Raw genomic sequence first — 14,741 nt, 5'->3', positions numbered from 1 at the left:
AGCTGGCCCTGATTATTTTAAGGCCCTTCCATGCTGCGTGACCAAAGTCACTGAACCTGTTTTATGATACCTGTACCTTTGTATAGTAAATTGAAATAAGACAAACATTAAACGCATAAAAGCCATGTTCAATATCTTTAAATCCGCCCCCAAGAACTACGAAAACCTGGACGGAAAATCATTCAAAACAAAATTCCAGAGCGCTGCCAAAGCTGAGTTGCTGGATGTACGAACCGCTGGTGAATTTGCCTCTGGTACGATCAAAGGCGCGAAGAATTTGGACGTAACCACAGGTCAGTTCCAGAATGCACTGGGCTCACTGGACAAAGACAAAGAGTACTTCGTATTCTGCCGCAGCGGCAACCGCAGCGGATCTGCCTGCGATCTGATGAGCGCACAGGGCTTCAAGTGCTATAACCTCGCAGGAGGCATCGGTGCCTGGCCAAACAACTAATAAAAATCTAAAAGCAGCTATGGAAGGGGCACGCGACCTCGCTCCTTCCCTGCTTTCTCTCTAAATCACCAATTACTAAATAGATTAAAAATATGTTAGAGTTTATAAGCCAACCATGGCCATGGTATACCTCGGGTATCGTGATCGCTTTTGTCATGGTGCTGCTGTTGTTTTTCGGCAAGTCGTTTGGTTTCTCGGCTAACCTGCGCACCATCTGCTCGGCATGCGGCGCCGGCAAATCGGTTAAGTTTTTTGATTTCGACTGGCGCTCTCAGTCCTGGAACCTGCTGTTCCTGGTAGGTGCCATCATAGGCGGTTTTATCTCGGCGGAGTTCCTCTCCTCGGGCGAGCCGGTGCAGATCTCCCAGGCCACCATCCAGGACCTGCAGCAATTGGGTATCTCTGCCCCTGACGGTATGCAGCCCACGGAAATCTTTAGCCTAAGCGCTGCCTTCACCCTCAAGGGATTTCTGATCCTGCTGCTAGGCGGATTTGCAATCGGATTCGGTGCCCGCTACGCCGGAGGCTGTACTTCTGGTCACGCCATCAGTGGAATCTCCAACCTGCAGCTGCCGTCGCTTATCGCCGTGATCGGCTTCTTCATCGGCGGACTGATCACCACCTATGTGCTGCTACCCTTAATCTTTTAATGAATAGTGAGTAATGAATAATGATTAATAAGTATCCAGCATTATTCATTACTTGTCCATTTTCATCAATTATTCATTAATCATTCGTCATTAATCATTAGAAAAGTGAAAAGTATAAAGTTTATAATAGCCGGCATTTTGTTCGGCATCGTGATGAGTAAGTCGGAGGCGATTTCGTGGTATCGTATTCAGGAGATGTTCCGCTTCCAGGACTTTCACATGTATGGCATCATCGGTACGGCTGTCGTGCTGGGCACTATTGCCACGCTGGTGATCAAGAAGTTCAATCTGCGCGACTTCCAGGGCAACCCGATCGTATTTACACCGAAGGAAATGTCTGTTCCGCGCTACATCATCGGCGGTACCATCTTCGGTTTGGGTTGGGCGCTGACTGGGGCTTGTCCGGGTCCGATGTTCGTCAACGTGGGCTTTAGCTACTGGGCGATCTTTATCGCCATCGGCGGTGCTCTGGCAGGTACGTATCTGTACGGTGCCATCAAAGACAAATTGCCACATTAAGAAGAAATTGGGCTAATAGTTGAAAATGCGTTGTAAGCTTTCTACCTGAGGCAGAGGCTTTCACGCATGTTTAGAAAAATATACTGACCATGTCGACTACAGATACAAAACTTGGATTGAGAGAAAACGCCACGCAGTTCTGGCTGCTGGTGCTGATCAACGGTTTTGTGGGTGCCATGGTTGGACTGGAGCGCTCTGTTATACCTGAGTTTGCCGAAACGGTTTTCGGTATCAGCGGACACACGGCGCTTCTGTCGTTTATCGTGGCCTTCGGTCTGGCTAAGTCTATTGCCAACATGATGATGGGCAGGCTCACATTGCGTTTCACCCGAAAGCAACTGCTGCTAATTGGCTGGCTCTTTGCCTTGCCTGTGCCCTGGCTCCTGCTCTATGCGGATAACTGGTGGTGGGTGGTCTTTGCTAACTTACTGCTTGGTATCAACCAAGGCCTAGCCTGGTCGGCTACCGTGGTCATGAAGATTGACCTCGTGGGTGAGAAAAACCGCGGACTGGCCATGGGCATCAACGAGTTTGCCGGTTACCTGGCTGTCGGTCTGGTGGCGTTTTTGGCCGGCTATATCGCCTCCTCAACAGGGGAAGTCACTTACGCTTTTATACCAGGTATCGCTTTTTCGATTATTGGTTTGCTCCTGACCTGGTTCCTGGTGCGCGATACACATGCACACGTTAAAACGGAGACGGCACAGACCAGCATACCGCTACTTCGCAACGTTTGGAAAGACACGACCTGGCGCCATGCCAACCTGGGTTCTGTCACGCTGAGCGGCTTTGTCAATAACATGAACGACGGTATTCTGTGGGGCTTGCTGCCGGTGCTGCTCATGAGCAAAGGCTATACCTTACAGCAAGTGGGTCTGTTGGCAGGTATATATCCGGCTGTGTGGGGTATCGGGCAGTTGGTGACGGGCAAATTGGGTGATGTACTTTGCAAGAAACAGTTGTTGGGCATTGGCATGATGCTACAGGGCGTGGCCATCGGCATGTTATTCTTCAGCCAGGCCTACGCAATTGTCATCGCAGCTTTGGTACTGTTGGGAGTTGGTACGGCACTGGTATATCCTAACTTCCTGTCAGTCGTGGCCGAAAATACGCACCCCGAGCAGCGTCCGCAGAGCCTGGGCATCTTCCGTTTTTGGCGTGACTTTGGCTATGTGGCCGGAGCCGTAGCGGCGGGTGTTTTCAGTGACCTCTTTGGCGTGGAATTTGTACTATTGGGCACGGCCATCCTGACCGTTGGGGCAGGTATACTTTCCGAGATACGGATGTGCTGCACCAAAAAGCTCTTGTGGCACAGCTCCGAGTGCGGGACCAGCTTGGTGGCCAAAGCTTAAATTTGTAAATTTACGTGAGTACCGGCCAGTTATACCTGCTGGCAAAACACGAACTATGAACAACTATCTGCTACTTCTTTTAAGCACTATGCTTTTCCTTTTTACGCTGGCCCAGCCAAATAAGCCTGCGAACGGAATGGCCTGTGCCCTTAAAAGCGAACTGAAAGCAGCGGATAGTCATAAAAAACTCAAGCGCCCCTGTGCGAAGAAATGCCTGAAGCACCAGACACATTCAGAGCAAAAGAACGCAGCCAATGTCACGATCGACTGTGGCCAGCAGCTCTTCGCTGTGGTGCATGACACACAGTCAGATTTATTTTCTACTTCCTCAGTCAGGCAGCAGTTTAGACTCCTCTCCCCTCCTAAACTTCTGGCCCCTAGTCTGGGGGCTGATCCAGACCCACCGCGATTTTCTTAACATATCGAATGCTTTGTGATGATACAGTCAACCAGATACCAGGTATGCACCTGTGCTATACCTGCCGGGCTGTGTCTTATTCGACAAGTCAAGGCGATAGGCATTCCCTATTCTGCTGCGACGATTATTTTAAGAAAATTAACGCTATTATGGAAAATACACCTTTGCAAAAAATATCATTCCTGGTGCTCCGCATCATGGGTAGCCTGATCTTTATCCTGGCTGGTTTCAATCACATTCTTCAAACTGCCGGTGCAGCCGCCCGACTTGAAAAGGCACCTTTTGCCAGTTTGGCTACCTGGATAGCACCCGCCGAAACCCTGATTATTTTGTCGGGTGTGGGTTTGCTTATCGGAGGCTCTATGCTGTTGGCGGGTTTTAAAACCAGACTGGCGGCCGCTTTACTGCTGGCCATCCTGATTCCGATCACGCTTACCGTGCAGGTGGGTGCCGAAGGTTCCGGACCATTGTTCAAGAACATTGCCCTGATCGGGATGCTCCTGTTTTTCATTGTGAATGGTGCCGTCCACTATGGGCTAGACCAGACATTTTTTCAAAACAATCAGATGAAATCAATTCAAAAGAATAAAATAAACAGTAATTATGTTGCCATGCTGGCATTGGGTATGCTGGTGTTCCTCGGCTCATGTGCTACCGGCACGACAACTGCCCAAAGTACTACAGCCTCCGCAGCAGCAGAGACTAACGGCAAAAAATACGCAGTGCTGATCAGTCAGCCTAACCACCTGAAAGCTGCTGTAAATACAGCTGAAACCATCACACAGGATAGCCGCTACCAGCGGGAAAGTTTTGTAGTGATGGCCTGTGGTAAGTCTGTGGAGGCATTTGTGAAAGGCAGTAACCTGGCCGGTGAATTTGAAAAAGGCAAAGCGGCTGGCATCACTTACCGCGTCTGCGGGATGTCTCTTAAGCAGTTCAACATCGACGCGGGTTCACTGGTAGACGGTATGGAAGTGATTCCGAACGGCCTGACCTATATGTTCGACCTGCAGGAACAAGGCTATACCACTGTAGAGTTATAAGCTTAGAACAAGAAAGTGTAGATTTATATGCGACTCAGTAAAATTGATCTGATTCGCACAAACTGACTTCTATTAAAAAAAACAATATCATGGATAAGAATAAATTTTCAATCAAGAATATACCTGGCTGGGCGATCACACTCGGCATTTTCGGCATCCTGTACCTGACAGGTCTGCATACCGAAGCTATCGGCCAGGTGCAGCGCATCCTGTTGGCAACAGGTATAAAAAATGCGGATGTGCCGGCCATAGATGAGGTTGTGAAAACCCCAACCGAAACTACAGTTGATGCATCTGCAGGGGCACCCATGGCAGGTGCCGGCTTCAAGATGGTAGGCCTTGATGGTAAAACCGTAGCATTCGAAAGTCTGAAGGGCAAGGTCATCTTCCTGAACATCTGGGCAACCTGGTGTCCGCCTTGTATTGCCGAGATGCCAAACATCCACAGTTTGTATAAGAAAATGGACCCGAATAAAGTCGCTTTTGTGATGCTGTCGGTAGATGAAGGGGGCATGGACAAGGTGAAAAAATTTATCGACAAGAAGGGCTATACCTTCCCAGTATACATGCCAGCCAGCCAGTTTCCGCAGGAGTTTTACAGCACCGCTATACCTACCACGTTCATCATCTCACCGGAAGGTAAGATCGTAGCCAAGCAGGAAGGTATGGCCGAATATGACACCAAAGAAGTGCGCGAGTTTCTACAGGGGCTCTCGAAATAAATACACTGAAAATAGCCGGTTCCAAACATATAGTCGGCTATTTTTTTATACTTACAAGATCAAATCCCCGGGAACAAATTTCCTGGACAATTCATTGCAAGTAAAGCTGCATGGAAAAATACTGGAACATCTTCACAAGCTCTTTTTCAGACTACGGCAATTACCTGTGGCGTGAAATGCTGTACCCAAGCTGGGGCAACTATTTCTACTGGCTGGTGGGCTTGTCGCTGTTTTTCTGGCTGCTTGAAGTCGTGCTGCCTTGGCGCAAGGGACAACCGGTAATCCGGCAGGATTTCTGGCTCGACGGCTTCTACATGTTCTTCAACTTTTTCCTGTTCTCGCTGATTGGTTTCAATGCCATTTCGAATATCGGTGTAGAGGCTTTCAATGATTTCCTGGGCTTGTTCGGCATTCAGAACCTGGTGTCTTTTGAGATACAGTCCTGGCCGGTATGGGCGCAACTGCTCACACTTTTTGTACTGCGCGATTTCATTCAGTGGAACGTGCACCGTCTCCTCCACCGCTCCGACTTTCTGTGGCGTTTCCACAAGGTACACCACTCGGTGCAGCAAATGGGCTTTGCGGCGCACCTGCGTTTCCATTGGGGCGAAACCGTGGTTTACCGCACCCTGGAGTACATTCCACTGGCTATGATCGGCTTCGGTATTCAGGATTTTTTCCTGGTGCATATTTTCGCCACGGCCATCGGTCACTTCAACCACTCCAACCTGCACCTTCCACTGGGTCCGCTGCGTTACCTGTTCAACAACCCCCAAATGCACATCTGGCACCACGCCAAGCACATGCCACACCGCTACGGCGCTAACTACGGCATCAGCCTGAGCCTGTGGGATTACCTGTTCGGCACGGCTTACATGCCGGAAGACGGGCGTGATATTGAGCTCGGTTTTGAGGAGGTTGAGCATTACCCGAAGTCCTTTATAGAGCAACAGGTATATCCTTTCAAAGAGCGGGTAGTTACACCCGTGGAAGCAGTATCACAGACAGAGTCTAAACTTATACCTGCTGAAGAAGCAGTTTCGCAGGATTGAGGTATAAAGTATCACTTCAGTTTGAGCGAAACGCTTGCTGGTGGTTAATCTTTGGGCCCATTTATAACTGGCCTCATATGGCACGAATGATTCGCACAGGAGGCGACTTATCCAAACGAGCGCTGTAATATTCCAGTTTATTGTTAACTTTCTAATCCTCAAACTCCAACACTCCCCTATGTTGCACCACGAAATTCAGGCGGAAGACAAAATTCTATTCTTCAAAAAAGAATATATCTCAGAGTTTGTGTACGGGGGTATAGACGGGGCCATTACCACCTTTGCCGTGGTGGCAGGAGCTGAAGGTGCTAACTTGGGTATAGCGGTTGTAATCATCCTCGGGCTGGCCAACCTGATTGCGGACGGTTTCTCCATGTCAGTCGGCAACTTCTTTTCCACCAAGGCAGCCCGCGACAATTTTGACCGTCACAAAGCCCGCGAGTATTGGGAAGTTGATAACCTGGGCGATATAGAAAAACAAGAAGTCCGGGAAATTTACGAAGCCAAGGGCTTTAAGGGCGAGCTGCTGAACCAGGTAGTCGAGGTCATTACTTCTGACAAAGATGTGTGGGTGGACACCATGATGAAAGAAGAACTGGAGATGACCCAGGACGACAAAACCCCTATTAAAACGGCTTCAGTTACCTTTATCAGCTTCATTGTGGTGGGCTCCATTCCCCTACTGGCCTACATCATTGCTGGACTCGATTCAGGTATAGCAGGAGCCGAACTTTTCCTTTACTCCAGCATCCTGACGGGTATCGCCATGACGATCGTAGGTGCTCTTAAAAGCATTGTAACCGAGCGGAACATCATGGCAGGTATAGCCGAAACACTGCTGCTTGGCGGTTTGGCTGCTATGCTGGCTTATTTTGTAGGCGATGTGCTGCAAAGTGTCTTTATGTAAAATCCGGGCCTGTGGCAAAATCTCTGCCCGTCGGTTTTTGGGCTGATTCTTTGTAAAAACGGGTGAACGATAAAAGGCTGTAAATTAAAATTTCAGCTTCGCTAGTTGCCTCACAAATAGTAGTATATTTGCGGTTGCTTATGGCCCTGGTTCAGCTTAAATACCGCTTCCTGAGACATTTAATGGTGTCGCTTGCTCTGCTCTGGGCCGTTCTGCTCCATGGCACTGCATGCTATGCCTATGGCGATCCGGTAACTCAGTCTAACCCTGCCAGCACCGCCCAGGGCGAATCCCTAAGCAGTGAACTCAACAGCCCTGGTCTGCAGCAGGGTGTGCTATACCTGGCCGAGGAAGGAACAGCCTCCACCCTGACGATCAGTTTACAGCCCGCAGCCACGGCTTCCAAAGCATCTGGTATCTGGTTTGCAGGTCAAAAGGCAATTCCGCCCTACGCTGCGCGGGCGCCCGGCGACAACTTCTTTTGCCAATTTTTCTACACTTCCAGTCAGCCCCAGGCTCCCTAGGCTGCTACCCCATTCCCATTCTTTTTGAGTGAGCCAGCTTCGAAACAGCTCGCATACCTGGCCCAAGCGGCTGCCGGTATAGCCCCTGCTGTCCCTCAGCCTTACTTACATCTTACAACAACCTATAATCCAGCTGCTCGCTTAGGCTACGCAGCTTTTGGTGCCCTTTACACGCTGTAAAGCGGCTGATGCTTTCTGTCGCTGTCTTAATAGCCGTCAGGGAGCGATTGATCCTATTATCATCAAACAAAATTTTTATACCTCACAAATGAACAGCATCGCAATTTTTGCCTTCATAGGAAGCCTGGGAGGCGCTGAAGTGACCATCATTATATTCGCCATTCTACTCCTGTTTGGCGCCAAACGCATACCTGAACTGGCACGCGGACTCGGCCGTGGCATCCGGGAGTTTAAAGACGCGACAAACGAGATCAAGAGCGAGATCGACAAGTCTGTAAGCGACAAGGACCAAAAGTAATAGCAGTCCGGCACGCATAGCTCCTTTTCGGATGGATATCATGTATTACGTGGCAGATTTTATTCTGCACATTGACCAGCACCTGGTGCAGTTGGTGCAGGAGTACCAGCAGTGGATCTACCTGATCCTGTTTCTCATTGTGTTTTGCGAAACAGGCTTGGTGGTTACCCCTTTCTTACCGGGAGATTCACTGCTGTTTGCGCTTGGCGCATTGGCTGCCATACCCGCTTCAGGCCTTAACCTGTTGCTGTTGATGGGGCTGCTGATCGTGGCGGCCATACTGGGTGACTCTTTCAATTATTTTGCAGGAAGCAAGATCGGAAGTCGCATCTACCTGCGCGACTTCTGGTTTATGCGCCGGTCTCACCTGGACCAGACACAGCGGTTCTTCGAAAAGTACGGCGGACGCACTATCATTTATGCGCGCTTTGTGCCCATCGTTCGCACATTCGCTCCGTTTGTGGCAGGCATCGCCAACATGCATTACAGGCGCTTCTTTAGCTTCAATGTGGTTGGGGCCATCGTATGGGTGGTATTTTTTATGATAGCAGGCTACCTGTTTGGTAATCTGCCGGCCGTCAAGCGGCATTTTTCGCTGCTTATTCTGGCCATCATCGTGCTATCCATGGCTCCTCCCCTCGTTGCCGCCCTCAAAAACCGGCTCATGAAAAGTAGTACCCCGCAGATTTGAATCAATTAAGCTTTAGACCAATTAAATTTATGAACAAGGCCTATTTGCCCCTGGCTACGCTACTGTGCATCACCATAGCCGCCATCCTCACTTTGCTGCAGCAGTATGAAGTTATCGCACTGCCTGCCGAAGCCCTCACGGCCATCCGCTGGACCGGCACGGCTGTGCTGCTGCTCTACGGTTTGCAAAAGCGTAACCTTACTACCTGGATCCTGATCAGCATGGTGGTCGGCGCCCAGATCGGCTATGATTTTCCGCAGGTAGCCCAGCACCTGAACGTGCTGAGCAAGGTGTTCCTGAAACTCATCAAGACGATCATCGCGCCACTGATCTTCGCCACATTGGTGGTAGGTATAGCCGGCCACGCCAACCTGAAGCAGATCGGTAGTATGGGTTGGAAAGCGATCCTGTACTTTGAAATCGTGACCACGCTGGCCTTGTTCATCGGCCTGGCTGCCATCAACATCAGCAAAGCCGGCGAAGGCATCAACATGGCAGGTATAGCCGAGACGGAAGAGATTCAGGCCCCTGCCAAACAGACCTGGTCCGATATCATCCTGCATGTGTTCCCGGAGAACATTGCCAAGTCAGTTGCTGAGGGGCAGGTGCTGCAGATCGTGGTGTTCAGTGTGATCTTTGCCATTGGTCTGGCCATGGTATCGGAGCACAAGCGCAAGCCTATGCTTGACTTTTGCGAGAGCCTCTCTGAAACGATGTTCAAGTTCACCAACATCATCATGTACTTCGCCCCAATTGGGGTGGGTGCTGCGATTGCCTATACGGTGGGACACATGGGCTTCGGCATTCTGGTGAACCTGTTCCAGTTATTGGCGACGCTGTATGTGGCGCTGCTGGCCTTTGTGCTGTTGGTGCTCCTGCCAGTTGCCCTCATTGCCCGCATCCCGATCGTGCGTTTCCTGAAAGCCATCTCGGGGCCGGTGTCTATTGCCTTTGCCACCACCAGTTCGGAAGCGGCTTTGCCAAGGGCCATGGAAGAGATGGAGAAGCTGGGTGTGCCGCGGCGCATTGTGGCTTTCGTGATGCCGACCGGCTACAGTTTTAACCTCGATGGCACCACGCTATACCTGGCTCTAGCTGCTGTGTTTGTGGCGCAGGCAGCTGGTATAGACCTGACCTGGGAACAGCAGTTGCTGATGGTATTCACGCTGATGCTCACCAGCAAGGGCGTGGCCGGCGTGCCCCGTGCCTCACTTGTAATCCTGCTCGGGACGGTCGCTTCCTTCAACCTGCCGGTATGGCCCCTGTTTGCCATCCTGGGTATAGACGAACTCATGGACATGGCCCGCACTTCCATTAACGTGACCGGTAACTGCCTGGCTACCGCCGTAGTTGCCCGCTGGGAAGGTGAGTTCGACTTGCAGCCGGAAGTAGGTCTGGTGGAAACGAGCAATCCGGAGCTTTTGGAAAGAAAGCAGGAAGAAGTACCTGCATAGCGTCTTCATTCAGAAAAGTCACATCCTTATTTTTTAAAATTCACAGTTCTTTAGATGACAAAGACGCAAAAAAAGAGGCCGCACCTGGCCCCTGTTCAGCCTTATAAATTCAGGAAGCGCTACAATCAGTTTGACATCATCTTCCAGAAAGAGAAGAAGTTCCTCTACTTTATCGCCTTCTCGCTTGTGATGGCAGGCATGGTATATCCTTACCCACACATTGCCATGTGGATAGGCTTTGCCTTCGCCGGTTACTCTGCCATCGCCAACGACAGCATACAGACCATCGGTACGTTTATCGTATCCAACGAAGACAAAAAGTGGTACTGGCAGTGGCTGTTCATGGGCCTTATCTTCCTGGGCACGGTGACTTACAGCTGGTATGCTTTTGACGGTGACGTGACCTACCAGCGCCTGACTACACCGGGACTCGAAAAGGCTCCCGAAAGCTTCGTATACCTGCAGTTGGCCTCTCCTATCGTGCTGCTGCTCCTGACCAGGTTCCGAATCCCGGTATCGACTACTTTCATGCTGCTCAGCGTGTTCACCGCCACGAGTGCCACAGTGCTTGGCATGATCAACAAAAGTCTGGCGGGCTACGTGCTGGCCTTTATTTCGGCCCTGGTTATTTACCTTTTGCTTTCGAAAGTGATCAAGCGCTTTATCAAAGGTGAAGCGCACGTGCTCTGGACGGTGGCACAATGGCTGATCAGCGGCTTTTTGTGGTATATTTGGCTCGTGCAGGACCTGGCCAACATTGCCGTATACCTGCCGCGTCAGCTGGGTGGCCTGGAATTCCTGGCTTTCTCTGGCTTTATCTTTCTGGGGCTTGGTTTCCTTTTTTACATGAAGGGGGATAAAATCCAGCACATCATCAACGAAAAATCAGAAGTGCGTGATGTGCGGAGTGCCACGATCATTGACCTGGTGTACGCCTTGATTCTCTACTATTTCAAGGAACTGAACAACATGCCGATGAGTACCACCTGGGTATTTGTGGGCTTGCTGGCAGGTCGTGAACTGGGTATGCGCATCCGGGCACAGGACTCCAGGGCGGCAATCGGTAAAACGTTCAAACTGATCGGTAAGGATGTATTGTCCGTTACTATCGGGTTGATTATCTCCGTGATTCTGGCAGTGGCCATCAATCCGGTGATGCAGCAGGAACTCCTGGATTTTTTCTTTAAATAAGCCGCTGCTCATTTATTAATAGTGAATCACTTATGCTTGAAATACTTATTTATACCTTCCTGCTTAGCATCTCCCCTTTTGGGGAGGCGCGGGCCGGTATACCTTATGCGGTACTCAACGACATGCCTCTACTCTGGGCTTTTGTAGTCGGTCTGGTCGCCAATCTGCTTATTTTCCCCATACTTGCCTGGCTCATCGAGACCTTTAGCCGGAAGCTCTGGCCAAACAGGACTTATAAAAAAGGAGTCATCAAGCTGGGCAGAAGAGCCAAAAAGGGCGTTGGTGCTGACATACAAAAGTACGGTTTCTGGGGACTGATGGTTTTTGTGATGATCCCATTGCCTGGCACAGGCGCCTACATGGGCACACTGGCAGCTTACTTTCTGAAGATCGAGCGCAACAAAGCGCTGTTGTCTGTGAGTATCGGGGTGTTCATTTCCTGCCTAATCATGGCTGCCGGGTCCTACCTGGGTAGTATGGGACTGAAGTCTTTTCCATAAATTGCTTTACCTTCGTATCCTTAAACCATCACACAAAAGGCAAGAACTTTTAAAATCAAATGCTGAACATAATTCTTTTACTGGCAGGCTTTGTCGCCCTGATCTTTGGAGCCGACAAGCTGGTAGACGCCGCTTCCAGTCTGGCAAAAAAACTGGGTATACCTAACATTGTGATCGGCCTTACCATTGTGGCCTTCGGTACATCAGCACCGGAACTGGTCGTGAACGTCTTTGCGTCCATCAACAACAACACCGAAATGGTGCTCGGCAACGTGCTGGGAAGTAACATTTTCAACGTGCTGGCTATCCTGGGCATTTCCTCGGTCATTTACCCGCTGACGGTAAAGCGCAACACTACCTGGCTCGAAATACCACTGAGCCTGCTGGCTGCGGTCGCGGTTCTTTTTGTCGCCAACGACGTGTTCCTCGATAGTGCCGAGGCCAACCTGATCTCCCGGTCCGACGGACTCCTGCTGTTACTCTTTTTCTGTATTTTCCTGGTCTACAATCTGATGATCGCAAAAGGCGGCAATGAGGACGATGAGGAAAGTGAAACGAAGGACTATACCTATCTGAAAGCGATCTTCTTTATTGCACTCGGATTGGGTGGCCTGATACTGGGCGGCAGACTGATCGTGACCAGTGCAGTAGGTATAGCACAGGCCTTCGGTCTGTCAGAGCGCATCATCGGCCTCACGATAGTGTCGGTGGGCACCTCCCTGCCAGAGCTGGCCACCTCGGTGGTAGCGGTTCGCAAGAAGAATGTGGACATCGCCATCGGCAACGTGGTGGGCTCCAACATCTTTAACATTTTCCTGATCCTGGGTGTGTCCACGGTGGTTACACCATTGCAGGTGAGTGCCGCTTCCTTCACCGACATTATCTTCAACATCGGTGCCGGACTGCTGCTGTTCATCTTCATCTTCACAGGCCGTGGCCGTCAACTCGCCCGCTGGGAAGGTATTATTTTCCTGCTGCTATACCTGGCTTACCTGGGCTTACTGGTTAGCCAGGAGTAAGGTATAGCCTGATTTGTAAAAAGAAAAGGCCCTCTTCCGATTATGGAGGAGGGCCTTTTGCATACCTGCAATTAAGTGGGTTTATTTCACCAGGTAATCATACGTGATTCGTTCTACATCTCCTGATTTGTAGGTTCTGGTGGAAGCCGTAGGATAGCCGTCCTGGTTATAGGTATAGGTGCTTGTAAAGCTGTTGTCCACGGCACCTGAATAAAATGTTATAATCTCATAAGCGGTGACGTTATGCTCTGTGATCAGGCTTTCGATGGAGATCTCCGAGCTGATGGAATTCATGGAAACATGATCCGGGTAGACAGGCGTTGGTCTGTTTCGGTCGTCAGTTGTTATGCTGGCTTCCTGGTATACCTGGCCTGAAGCTGAAGTACGTCGCAGGCTCACCTGGTTGGCTTTTCCGTAAGAAAGGGTCAGGATTTCCTGCAAATTCTCTTCCAGCACCTCTCCAGCATAGATTTTCTGCTCTGTCAGTCTGCCAAGCGTATTAAATTTGTTAAGGTGCACGATAGGAGTTTCACCTTCAACAAGCACCCGCACCATGGACGGGAGGTTGCTGCTGCCTTCATAAGACAACCGCACGTCTCTGCCTGTCTGATCTCGTACCAGTGTCAGTCTGCCTCTATCGTCGTGTTCCATAATAGAACCAAGATTGGTCGCCTCAGCCCCTTTTTTAGAAAGGGCGTCGATTCTGCTCAGCTTGTTATCCTTGTCATAGATATAGTCCCAGTTAATGGTCTTTGTGGTACCATCGGCCAGACTTATATCCGAAGTCTTTTTGTAGAGCAGGTATTTTTTTATTGGCTCAGGCTCCGGGCGTGGGCTGTCTTTTTCGGAGCAGGACACCAACAAAAACAACACAGCTAGGGTGTAGAGCAGTTTTGTTGTTTTCATGGGATTAAAATTTTGGATTGAATAAAAAACATATCCTGGCAAACATAACAAATTATACTTTTAGTTCTAGTTATCTGTAAATCACAATCCCCTCATGCTCAACCCAATTAGCGTCTAATTGTGCCTGCCAGGCTGTTTGTGACTCACCCGAATCAGCTCCCGGTGAGTTTCTGCTTTTATCTGGCAGTCAGAATCATGTGAGCGGTATTTGATGGCATTGCTGATTAGGTTGTATAAAATGCTTCGGAAATTCTTTCGCGAAAAACGAATGGACTTCACCATAAATGAAATTGTCGAGGTCGCGGTTGGTCGCATCCAGCTCGTCGTGCTTTTTGCGCAGCGCCTCTTCTGACTGCCGCCGGTCGCTGAGGTCGCGGGTCACTTTGGTCAGGCCAATTAATTCGTCGTTGTCGTTGTAGATGGGCGTGAGCGTGAGGTTGGCCAGAAGTGTGTGCCGTCCTTTTTTCGTCGCCAGCCCTTACCCACATAGTACTCCTGCTGCTTGGCCGCCTCCAGCTCACGTTCAGGGGCACCATTGCGCTGGTCTTCTTCCGTGAACAACATCCCGTAATACTTCCCGACAACCTCATCCTCTTTGTAGCCCTTCAGTCGCTCAGCGCCCTCGTTCCAGGTCTCGACCACCCAGTTCACGTCCATGGCAAAAATAGCGTACTCTTTTACCTGGGCGATAAAATTGGAGGCGATACGCTCTTTAAAGAAGGTTGATTTCATGCAAAAATTTGGGTAAAGCCCGCAGGCTATACCCCCTAACGAGGAACAGGTCGGTAAGTTGGAAAGACATTCGTAGGCTCTTGTAAAACAAATAAGTGTAGTGCAGCGTCGATTATATAAACAAAAGCC

19 protein-coding genes are annotated in these 14,741 nt (G+C 50.0%); 16 read left to right on the top strand and 3 right to left on the bottom strand.

Going from position 1 to position 14,741, the window contains the following annotated elements; genetic code table 11:
• Nucleotides 1-124 precede the first annotated feature (124 nt).
• The 16 genes from I0P70_RS11135 (at nucleotide 125) to I0P70_RS11060 (ending at nucleotide 12,974) form a co-directional block, all read left to right on the top strand.
• Nucleotides 125-454, top strand: a complete 330-nt coding sequence (locus I0P70_RS11135; RefSeq protein ID WP_196117730.1) for a rhodanese-like domain-containing protein — start codon at nucleotides 125-127, stop codon at nucleotides 452-454.
• Nucleotides 455-546: 92 nt separating this feature from the next.
• Complete coding sequence (locus tag I0P70_RS11130) at nucleotides 547-1,104, top strand: YeeE/YedE family protein (protein WP_196117728.1); 558 nt, start codon at nucleotides 547-549, stop codon at nucleotides 1,102-1,104.
• Between the two features lie 105 nt (nucleotides 1,105-1,209).
• Nucleotides 1,210-1,623, top strand: coding sequence for a DUF6691 family protein (locus I0P70_RS11125; RefSeq protein ID WP_196117726.1), 414 nt, complete (start codon nucleotides 1,210-1,212; stop codon nucleotides 1,621-1,623).
• Between the two features lie 89 nt (nucleotides 1,624-1,712).
• Nucleotides 1,713-2,975 carry an MFS transporter gene (locus tag I0P70_RS11120; protein WP_196117724.1) on the top strand — a complete coding sequence of 421 codons (1,263 nt, stop codon included), beginning with the start codon at nucleotides 1,713-1,715 and terminating at the stop codon, nucleotides 2,973-2,975.
• A gap of 55 nt (nucleotides 2,976-3,030) precedes the next feature.
• Nucleotides 3,031-3,393 (top strand): hypothetical protein, encoded by a 363-nt coding sequence (locus I0P70_RS11115; protein WP_196117722.1) that lies wholly within the window; start codon nucleotides 3,031-3,033, stop codon nucleotides 3,391-3,393.
• Between the two features lie 164 nt (nucleotides 3,394-3,557).
• Nucleotides 3,558-4,436, top strand: coding sequence for a DoxX family membrane protein (locus I0P70_RS11110; RefSeq protein WP_230392130.1), 879 nt, complete (start codon nucleotides 3,558-3,560; stop codon nucleotides 4,434-4,436).
• Between the two features lie 89 nt (nucleotides 4,437-4,525).
• Nucleotides 4,526-5,158, top strand: coding sequence for a TlpA disulfide reductase family protein (locus tag I0P70_RS11105; RefSeq protein WP_196117718.1), 633 nt, complete (start codon nucleotides 4,526-4,528; stop codon nucleotides 5,156-5,158).
• Between the two features lie 110 nt (nucleotides 5,159-5,268).
• Complete coding sequence (locus tag I0P70_RS11100) at nucleotides 5,269-6,210, top strand: sterol desaturase family protein (protein WP_230392129.1); 942 nt, start codon at nucleotides 5,269-5,271, stop codon at nucleotides 6,208-6,210.
• Between the two features lie 178 nt (nucleotides 6,211-6,388).
• Nucleotides 6,389-7,117, top strand: coding sequence for a VIT1/CCC1 transporter family protein (locus I0P70_RS11095; RefSeq protein ID WP_196117716.1), 729 nt, complete (start codon nucleotides 6,389-6,391; stop codon nucleotides 7,115-7,117).
• A gap of 140 nt (nucleotides 7,118-7,257) precedes the next feature.
• Nucleotides 7,258-7,641, top strand: coding sequence for a hypothetical protein (locus I0P70_RS11090; protein ID WP_196117714.1), 384 nt, complete (start codon nucleotides 7,258-7,260; stop codon nucleotides 7,639-7,641).
• Between the two features lie 268 nt (nucleotides 7,642-7,909).
• Nucleotides 7,910-8,119: a twin-arginine translocase TatA/TatE family subunit gene (locus I0P70_RS11085; RefSeq protein ID WP_196117712.1), complete on the top strand. Its 210-nt coding sequence runs from the start codon at nucleotides 7,910-7,912 to the stop codon at nucleotides 8,117-8,119.
• A 31-nt stretch (nucleotides 8,120-8,150) separates the two neighbouring features.
• On the top strand, nucleotides 8,151-8,810 hold the full coding sequence (locus I0P70_RS11080; RefSeq protein WP_196117710.1) for a DedA family protein: 660 nt from the start codon (nucleotides 8,151-8,153) through the stop codon (nucleotides 8,808-8,810).
• A 29-nt stretch (nucleotides 8,811-8,839) separates the two neighbouring features.
• Nucleotides 8,840-10,264, top strand: a complete 1,425-nt coding sequence (locus I0P70_RS11075) for a dicarboxylate/amino acid:cation symporter (protein WP_196117708.1) — start codon at nucleotides 8,840-8,842, stop codon at nucleotides 10,262-10,264.
• Nucleotides 10,265-10,318: 54 nt separating this feature from the next.
• Nucleotides 10,319-11,455: a hypothetical protein gene (locus I0P70_RS11070; RefSeq protein WP_196117706.1), complete on the top strand. Its 1,137-nt coding sequence runs from the start codon at nucleotides 10,319-10,321 to the stop codon at nucleotides 11,453-11,455.
• Nucleotides 11,456-11,487: 32 nt separating this feature from the next.
• The gene (locus I0P70_RS11065) at nucleotides 11,488-11,955 is read left to right on the top strand and encodes a small multi-drug export protein (protein WP_196117704.1); all 468 of its coding nucleotides are present in this window, start codon (nucleotides 11,488-11,490) and stop codon (nucleotides 11,953-11,955) included.
• Nucleotides 11,956-12,014: 59 nt separating this feature from the next.
• Nucleotides 12,015-12,974 (top strand): calcium/sodium antiporter, encoded by a 960-nt coding sequence (locus I0P70_RS11060; protein ID WP_196117702.1) that lies wholly within the window; start codon nucleotides 12,015-12,017, stop codon nucleotides 12,972-12,974.
• 81 nt (nucleotides 12,975-13,055) lie between these two features.
• Here the strand turns inward: I0P70_RS11060 and I0P70_RS11055 are convergent, their stop codons facing one another.
• The 3 genes from I0P70_RS11055 to I0P70_RS11045 form a co-directional block, all read right to left on the bottom strand.
• Nucleotides 13,056-13,880 (bottom strand): hypothetical protein, encoded by an 825-nt coding sequence (locus I0P70_RS11055; RefSeq protein WP_196117700.1) that lies wholly within the window; start codon nucleotides 13,878-13,880, stop codon nucleotides 13,056-13,058.
• A gap of 193 nt (nucleotides 13,881-14,073) precedes the next feature.
• Entirely contained in the window at nucleotides 14,074-14,262 is a 189-nt protein-coding gene (locus tag I0P70_RS11050) for a hypothetical protein (protein ID WP_196117698.1), read from the bottom strand.
• 14 nt (nucleotides 14,263-14,276) lie between these two features.
• Complete coding sequence (locus tag I0P70_RS11045; protein ID WP_196117696.1) at nucleotides 14,277-14,612, bottom strand: PAS domain S-box protein; 336 nt, start codon at nucleotides 14,610-14,612, stop codon at nucleotides 14,277-14,279.
• Nucleotides 14,613-14,741 lie beyond the last annotated feature (129 nt).

The organism is Pontibacter sp. FD36, assembly GCF_015686655.1.
Taxonomy (GTDB): domain Bacteria; phylum Bacteroidota; class Bacteroidia; order Cytophagales; family Hymenobacteraceae; genus Pontibacter.
Note: the sequence above shows the minus strand (reverse complement) of the source record. Positions and strands in the feature narration are given on the sequence as shown.